Below are 6,626 nucleotides of genomic sequence, written 5' to 3'. Positions count from 1 at the left end.
GGGTGTTTTTTTATTTGAAGTTCAGCCACAGGGATGTGGCTGATAAAGTAGGTCACCGATTACTGCCTCCTGCGTTATCGGCATACATTACATCCATGTAAATAACTGTCAGGCTTTAATACAAAAAGATACCCGGTCCTCACTGAGGTCCAGGTATCTTTTTGTCTTGAGGTTTGGGATTGTCTTGAATCGGGAAAATCCCGATTGACCGCCAATTGTTCCTGTATGGGCGGCGACGATGGGCAAGGATATTCAAGTGTGCGGTAGCAGGATAGTGATAGTGGCTTGACCGTCATGCAGATTAACTTGCTGTCCTTGTATACTAAACGAGCCCACAACCCAAATAACTTTCTCGAAGCAAGCATCCCTTATTTATGCTATCTTTATAATCAAACATCCACCGTAATCTGGTTTTCCCGAGTTTTGTTAATTTTTTTGTGGTTTAGGCTGGACGCCTATGATTATTACTGTTATTCTTGCCCACAGTTTTTTCCAAAACTCCTCCCTAATACACAGACTCAATACGCCTAGCTGGCGTATTTTCAAGGTTTTCTATATACAAAATCCCATTCTAGGTAATACATGAATCTGACAGAATTGAAAAAGCAGTCCGCTGCTGAATTAATGGATCTCGCCCTTTCCATGAATCTTGAGGGCTTAGCAAGGAATCGAAAACAAGAGTTGATTTTCGCTATCGTGAAGGCGCATGCCAAGCAGGGCGAGGATGTATATACCACGGGGGTTTTGGAATTATTACCGGATGGTTTTGGTTTCCTGCGCTCACCAGAAGATTCTTATGTGGCCGGTCCGGATGATGTGTATGTTTCTCCCAGCCAGATCCGCCGCTTTCACCTGCGAACGGGTGATACCATTAAAGGTAAAGTTCGCCCGCCTAAGGACAGTGAGCGTTATTTTGCGCTGGTTAAAGTTGAGGAAATCAACTACGAAACACCAGACAAGTCCAAAAACAAAGTTCCCTTTGAAAATCTGACCCCGCTGTTCGCCAATGAACGTTACATGCTGGAGCGTGGTAATGGCAGTACCGAAGATTTAACTCCCAGAATTATCGATTTGGCTTCGCCAATTGGTAAAGGTCAGCGCGGTCTGGTAGTGGCACCACCAAAGTCTGGTAAGACCATGATTTTGCAGGCCATCGCTCAGTCGATTACCACTAACTATCCAGATAGCGACCTTATCGTACTGTTGATAGACGAACGTCCGGAAGAAGTGACCGAAATGGCACGTTCCGTTCGTGGTGAAGTCGTTTCCAGTACTTTTGATGAACCCGCATCACGCCATGTTCAGGTAGCTGAAATGGTTATTGAGAAGGCCAAACGCCTAGTTGAACATAAACACGATGTGGTGATTTTGCTCGACTCAATTACCCGTCTTGCCCGTGCTTATAACACGGTTGCACCATCATCAGGTAAGGTGTTGACGGGTGGTGTTGATGCCAATGCTTTACAACGGCCGAAACGTTTCTTTGGTGCGGCTCGTAATATTGAAGAAGGCGGCAGTCTGACGATTATCGCGACAGCTCTGATTGAAACCGGTTCACGCATGGATGAGGTTATCTTCGAAGAGTTTAAAGGGACCGGTAATATGGAAGTATTGCTGGAACGTAAACTGGCTGACCGTCGTATCTATCCTGCTATTAATGTCACTCGCTCCGGCACACGCCGTGAAGAGCTGCTGACATCAGAAGATGATTTGCAGAAACTGTGGATTCTGAGAAAACTGATTGCTCAGATGGAACCGGTCGAAGCTATGGAATTCCTGATGGATCGACTGAAGTCGACCAAAACCAATCAAGAATTTTTTGATTCGATGAAACAGGGCTAACAATTAAGCGCGATAGTGTAAGTCCATTGCCGCCTGTCATTTTTATTATGGGCCCCACCGCAGCGGGCAAAACAGAGCTGGCCCTGGCATTAGCCAGGACTTTCCCGGTGGAGATCATCAGTGTCGATTCGGCGCTGGTTTATCGAGGCATGGATATTGGAACGGCCAAACCCGAACCACAAATACTGACAGCATTCCCACATCATCTGGTTGATATACGCGACCCGATTGAACCCTATTCAGCCGGGCAGTTTCGGGATGATGCATTGGCCCTCATGGCGGACATTACGGCTCGAGGTAAAGTGCCTTTGCTGGTTGGGGGCACGATGCTTTATTTCAAGGCGTTACAACAGGGGCTGGCAGACTTGCCGACAGCCGATGCCGAAGTGCGTACCCGACTTGAACTTGAAGCGGCTGAAAAGGGATGGGCGTTTTTGCATCAGAGATTGGTGGAAGTCGATCCTGTGTCGGCGAAACGTATTCATATTAATGATCCGCAGCGTTTGCAACGCGCTTTGGAAGTCTATGAACTGACCGGTAAATCTCTGACAGAACTGACGCAGCACACAGAGCCGGCCTTACCTTACCGCGTAATTAAAATTATCCTGGCACCTTTTGATCGTGCTGTTTTACACCAGCGCATTGCTGTCCGTTATCAAAACATGATGCAGGGCGGGTTTATTGATGAAGTCAAAAAGCTGTACCGGCGGGGCGATTGCCATCCGCAATTGCCATCAATACGGGCGGTAGGCTATCGCCAGGCCTGGTCGTATTTGGCGGGTGACTATGACCAGGAGACATTTATCTACAAGGCTATCGTCGCCACCAGACAAATGGCAAAGCGACAGCTGACCTGGCTTAGGGCGCAGCCAGACGGCGTCTGGTTCGACAGTACAGTCGAATTACCAGTACAACAAGTGAACAAATATGTGGCCGAGCAAGTCCCAGAATTAATGAATAAAGCTTGACGATTCTGGCTGGGCTTTTAGAATGAATTTTAAATAAGCACTTATTTGAAAAATAATAACAATAGTGGAGTGAGTAATGGCCAAAGCGCAGACTCTTCAAGACCCTTTTTTAAATGCATTACGACGTGAAAATATTCCTGTTTCCATTTATCTGGTCAACGGTATCAAGTTACAAGGACAAATCGATTCTTTTGACCAGTTTGTCATTTTGCTGAAAAACTCAGTTAACCAGATGGTATACAAACATGCTATTTCCACCATCGTTCCTTCCCGTAATGTTAACTTTAATCAGGAAGAATAGGAGCGTATTGATTGTTTGATCGTCCAGATAGTAAAGCCGCTTTTGACGAATCATCGAACAAAGAAGCCGTTGTACTCGTTCATCTTAATTTCAATGATCCCGATTATGATGAGTCTCAGCAGGAGTTCATCGAACTGGTCGGTTCTACAGGAGCCCGGATAGCTGCCATTGTGCAGGGTAAACGCCATCGTCCCGATCCTAAATATTTTGCCGGCAGCGGCAAGGTTGATGAAGTCGCCGAGCAAGTGCTGGCAGCGCATGCCGCTTTGGTAATCTTCAATCATGAGTTGTCACCCAGCCAGGAACGTAATCTTGAGCACAAGTTGAAATGTCGTGTACTCGGACGTACTGGCCTGATTCTCGATATCTTTGCCCGCCGTGCCCGCTCACATGAAGGCAAACTGCAGGTTGAGCTGGCGCAGTTACAGCATCTTTCCACTCGCCTGGTTCGTGGCTGGACTCACCTTGAAAGACAAAAAGGGGGGATTGGTCTGCGTGGCCCGGGTGAAACCCAGCTGGAAACGGATCGCCGTTTGCTGGGGCAACGAATCAAATCTTTGAAAAAACGTTTGGATAAAGTCCGTTCTCAGCGTGAACAGGGCAGACGCTCCAGGCAACGCGGCGGTGTTCCGGTTATCTCGCTGGTCGGTTATACCAATATGGGTAAATCTACCCTGTTTAACAAAGTCACTTCGGCTGACGTTTATGCCGATAACCGTTTGTTTGCGACGCTGGATCCGACTCTGCGCAGGATTCGGTTGCATGACACGGAAACGCTGATTCTGGCTGATACGGTCGGTTTTATCCGTCAGTTACCGCATGATCTGGTGGAATCATTCAGTTCAACACTGGAAGAAACCCGTGATGCGGCTTTGCTGTTGCATATTGTTGATTGTGGTGCTGAGGATCGTGATGATCTGATTCATCATGTCAACGACGTGCTCACGCAAATAAAAGCGGATGAAGTGCCGCAGTTAATCGTCTACAACAAAATTGATCAAGTCGATGGCATGAAGCCCAGATTGGAGCGCAATGCCGAGGGTGAAATCAGCCGAATCTGGCTCTCGGCCAAAACCGGTGAAGGACTCGACCTGTTACGACAGGCTCTGCAGGAATATTTTCCACACGTCGAGCAGCCTGGATATATAAATTGATCAATACGGTTTTGGTTGCGAATACTGGCCATCTCCGTAAAATAGTCGTTTTTTTAGAGTAATTTTCTCTATTTTCTCATTTTGGAGAGCTACATGGCTTGGAATGAACCCGGTAGTGGTGATAAAGACCCGTGGGGTAACCGCGGTAATGGCGGGCCACCCGATCTGGACGAAGTTGTCCGTAATATGCAACGTAAACTGGGTGGCATATTCGGTGGCAAAGGCAAGACAGGGGGGGGTAACAGCTCAGGTCAAGGCGGCTTTGGTTTGGGGGTTATTCTGGCTATTGCCGGTATTATCTGGCTACTGTCGGGCATTTACATCGTAGATCCGGCCGAACGTGGTGTCGTGCTTCGATTCGGGCAATATGTAACGTCTACAATGCCCGGCCCGCACTGGCATTTGCCTTATCCCATCGAGAGAGTCGAAGTCGTCAATGTTGAGGAAATTCGTACTGCTGAATTAGGTTATCGGTCAACCGGTTCCCGCACTGGCAGCACGATTCTTTCCGAGTCTTTGATGTTGACTAAAGATGAAAATATTATTGATCTGAAAGTGGCGGTGCAATATCGCGTTCAAGACGCAGCGATGTATTTGTTCAATGTGCGAGGTCCAGATCTGATTCTGCGTCAGATGATGGAGAGTGCTGTGCGTGAAACCGTTGGTCGTTCCAAGATGGACTTTGTATTGACAGAAGGTCGAAGTGTGGTTGCCAACAGTACAGAACAACTGCTGCAATCAATGCTGGATGCACATAACACCGGTTTGCTGATAACCAGTGTCAATATGCAGGATGTACAGCCACCTGAACAGGTTCAGTCTGCGTTTGCTGATGTGGTTAAAGCGCGTGAGGATGAGGTTCGCCAAAAGAATCAGGCAGAAGCGTATTCTAACGATATTCTGCCAAAAGCACGGGGTCAGGCATTCCGTATCGTGCAGGAAGCCGAAGCTTATAAGAGCCAGATTACCGCCAAAGCAGAAGGTGATGCCAGCCGCTTTACCCAGGTGGTGCGTGAATACAGCAAAGCACCTGAAATCACTATCGAACGTCTCTATCTGGATGCGATGGAATCGGTTTATTCCAACAGCCAGAAAGTCATGGTGGATGTTGAGAAGGGCGGCAACAATGTCTTGTATCTACCATTGGATCGCATGCGTAGCGGCAGTAGCAGTCCGGCGCGAATAGACCTGGACAGTCTTAATTATCCGGGCACTGATAGCAGTACAAAAAGTTCATCCAGCTCGTCACGTGATGACGTTCGTAGCAGAGGAGGTCGCTAAGATGAGTTCACGTACGATTCTGGTTCTATTTATAGCCGTTTTGGCACTGGTGGCATTGAGTTCGTCAGTGTTCTTTGTCGATGAACGTCAGAAAGCTTTGCTGCTGCGTCTGGGGCAAATTGAACGTTCAGATTTTGAGCCCGGTATTCATTTTAAAATTCCGTTTGTGAATGAAGTACGCCGTTTTGAAGCCCGTGAAATGGCTTTGGATGCGCAGCCGGCCCGTTACCTGACCGGGGAAAAGAAAAACGTTATTGTTGACTCGTTTATCATGTGGCGCATTGCTGATGTGGCTACTTATTACACGTCCATGGGTGGTGATGAAGAGCGTGCTGCGATACGACTGTCGCAAATTATCAAAGATAATCTTCGAGGCGAATTCGGTCGTCGTACTATCCAGGAAGTGGTATCTGGTGATCGTCAGGTCATAGTGAAGGACATTCTGAAGGATGCAAACCGTGTTGCCGAGCGCTTTGGTATTGCTATCTCCAATGTGCGGATAAAACGTATTGATTTGCCGTCTGAGGTCAGCGCTTCAGTGTTCTCCCGGATGGAGGCAGAGCGTGAGCGGGTTGCTAAAGAGTTGCGTTCACAAGGTGCCGAGGAAGCGGAAAAAATTCGTTCCGACGCCGATCGCCAGCGTGCTGTTATTTTGGCTGAGGCACGACGTCAGGCCGAAGAGTTACGAGGTGAAGGTGACGCGCGCGCAACTCAAATTTACGCCGATGCTTTTGGGCAAGACCAGAAATTCTATTCTCTGTATCGTCGTCTGACGGCTTATCAGAACATTTTCAAAGGTGACGATATGCTGGTGATTGAACCGAAAGGAGACTTCTTCAATCGTTTCGGTGATCCAACCTTGACTGAACAGTAGTAGTGAGCGTTGATTTGATACACAGCCTCTGGGTTGCAGCGGCATTGATGCTGATCATTGAAGGCATCATGCCGTTTCTCAATCCGGCTGTGTTCAAACGCGCTCTGCTGCAAATGGCAGCTATGCCCGATCGGCAATTGCGGCTCATTGGCTTGCTCAGCATGATCTTCGGGCTGATTTTTTTATACTGGATTAATTAACTCATC

7 protein-coding genes are annotated in these 6,626 nt (G+C 47.8%); all 7 read left to right on the top strand.

Annotated features, from left to right (window positions below; genetic code table 11):
• Positions 1 to 582 precede the first annotated feature (582 nt).
• The 7 genes from rho (at position 583) to OMP95_RS08410 (ending at position 6,620) form a co-directional block, all read left to right on the top strand.
• Positions 583 to 1,842, top strand: coding sequence for a transcription termination factor Rho (gene rho, locus OMP95_RS08440; protein WP_266327826.1), 1,260 nt, complete (start codon positions 583 to 585; stop codon positions 1,840 to 1,842).
• 47 nt (positions 1,843 to 1,889) lie between these two features.
• Positions 1,890 to 2,810: a tRNA (adenosine(37)-N6)-dimethylallyltransferase MiaA gene (gene miaA / locus OMP95_RS08435; protein ID WP_266327825.1), complete on the top strand. Its 921-nt coding sequence runs from the start codon at positions 1,890 to 1,892 to the stop codon at positions 2,808 to 2,810.
• Positions 2,811 to 2,886: 76 nt separating this feature from the next.
• The gene (hfq, locus tag OMP95_RS08430; RefSeq protein ID WP_266327824.1) at positions 2,887 to 3,111 is read left to right on the top strand and encodes an RNA chaperone Hfq; all 225 of its coding nucleotides are present in this window, start codon (positions 2,887 to 2,889) and stop codon (positions 3,109 to 3,111) included.
• A gap of 11 nt (positions 3,112 to 3,122) precedes the next feature.
• The gene (gene hflX, locus OMP95_RS08425) at positions 3,123 to 4,265 is read left to right on the top strand and encodes a ribosome rescue GTPase HflX (protein ID WP_266327823.1); all 1,143 of its coding nucleotides are present in this window, start codon (positions 3,123 to 3,125) and stop codon (positions 4,263 to 4,265) included.
• Between the two features lie 93 nt (positions 4,266 to 4,358).
• A complete protein-coding gene (gene hflK, locus OMP95_RS08420; protein WP_266327822.1) occupies positions 4,359 to 5,546 on the top strand; it encodes an FtsH protease activity modulator HflK in 1,188 nt (395 codons plus the stop codon).
• 1 nt (position 5,547) lies between these two features.
• The gene (gene hflC, locus OMP95_RS08415; RefSeq protein ID WP_266327821.1) at positions 5,548 to 6,420 is read left to right on the top strand and encodes a protease modulator HflC; all 873 of its coding nucleotides are present in this window, start codon (positions 5,548 to 5,550) and stop codon (positions 6,418 to 6,420) included.
• Positions 6,421 to 6,422: 2 nt separating this feature from the next.
• Positions 6,423 to 6,620, top strand: coding sequence for a DUF2065 domain-containing protein (locus tag OMP95_RS08410; protein ID WP_266327820.1), 198 nt, complete (start codon positions 6,423 to 6,425; stop codon positions 6,618 to 6,620).
• The last annotated feature ends 6 nt before the right edge of the window (positions 6,621 to 6,626 follow it).

This window comes from Methylophaga sp. OBS4, from assembly GCF_026319305.1.
In the GTDB taxonomy this organism is placed as follows: Bacteria; Pseudomonadota; Gammaproteobacteria; order Nitrosococcales; family Methylophagaceae; genus Methylophaga.
The sequence above is the reverse complement of the archived record's forward strand: the minus strand, read 5'-3'. Positions and strand labels throughout refer to the sequence as shown.

Bases quoted from the DNA above. Each gene is read 5' to 3' on its own strand.
- rho (WP_266327826.1), top strand. From the start codon at position 583: ATGAATCTGACAGAATTGAAAAAGCAGTCCGCTGCTGAATTAATGGAT.
- miaA (WP_266327825.1), top strand. From the start codon at position 1,890: ATGGGCCCCACCGCAGCGGGCAAAACAGAGCTGGCCCTGGCATTAGCC.
- hfq (WP_266327824.1), top strand. From the start codon at position 2,887: ATGGCCAAAGCGCAGACTCTTCAAGACCCTTTTTTAAATGCATTACGA.
- hflK (WP_266327822.1), top strand. From the start codon at position 4,359: ATGGCTTGGAATGAACCCGGTAGTGGTGATAAAGACCCGTGGGGTAAC.
- hflC (WP_266327821.1), top strand. From the start codon at position 5,548: ATGAGTTCACGTACGATTCTGGTTCTATTTATAGCCGTTTTGGCACTG.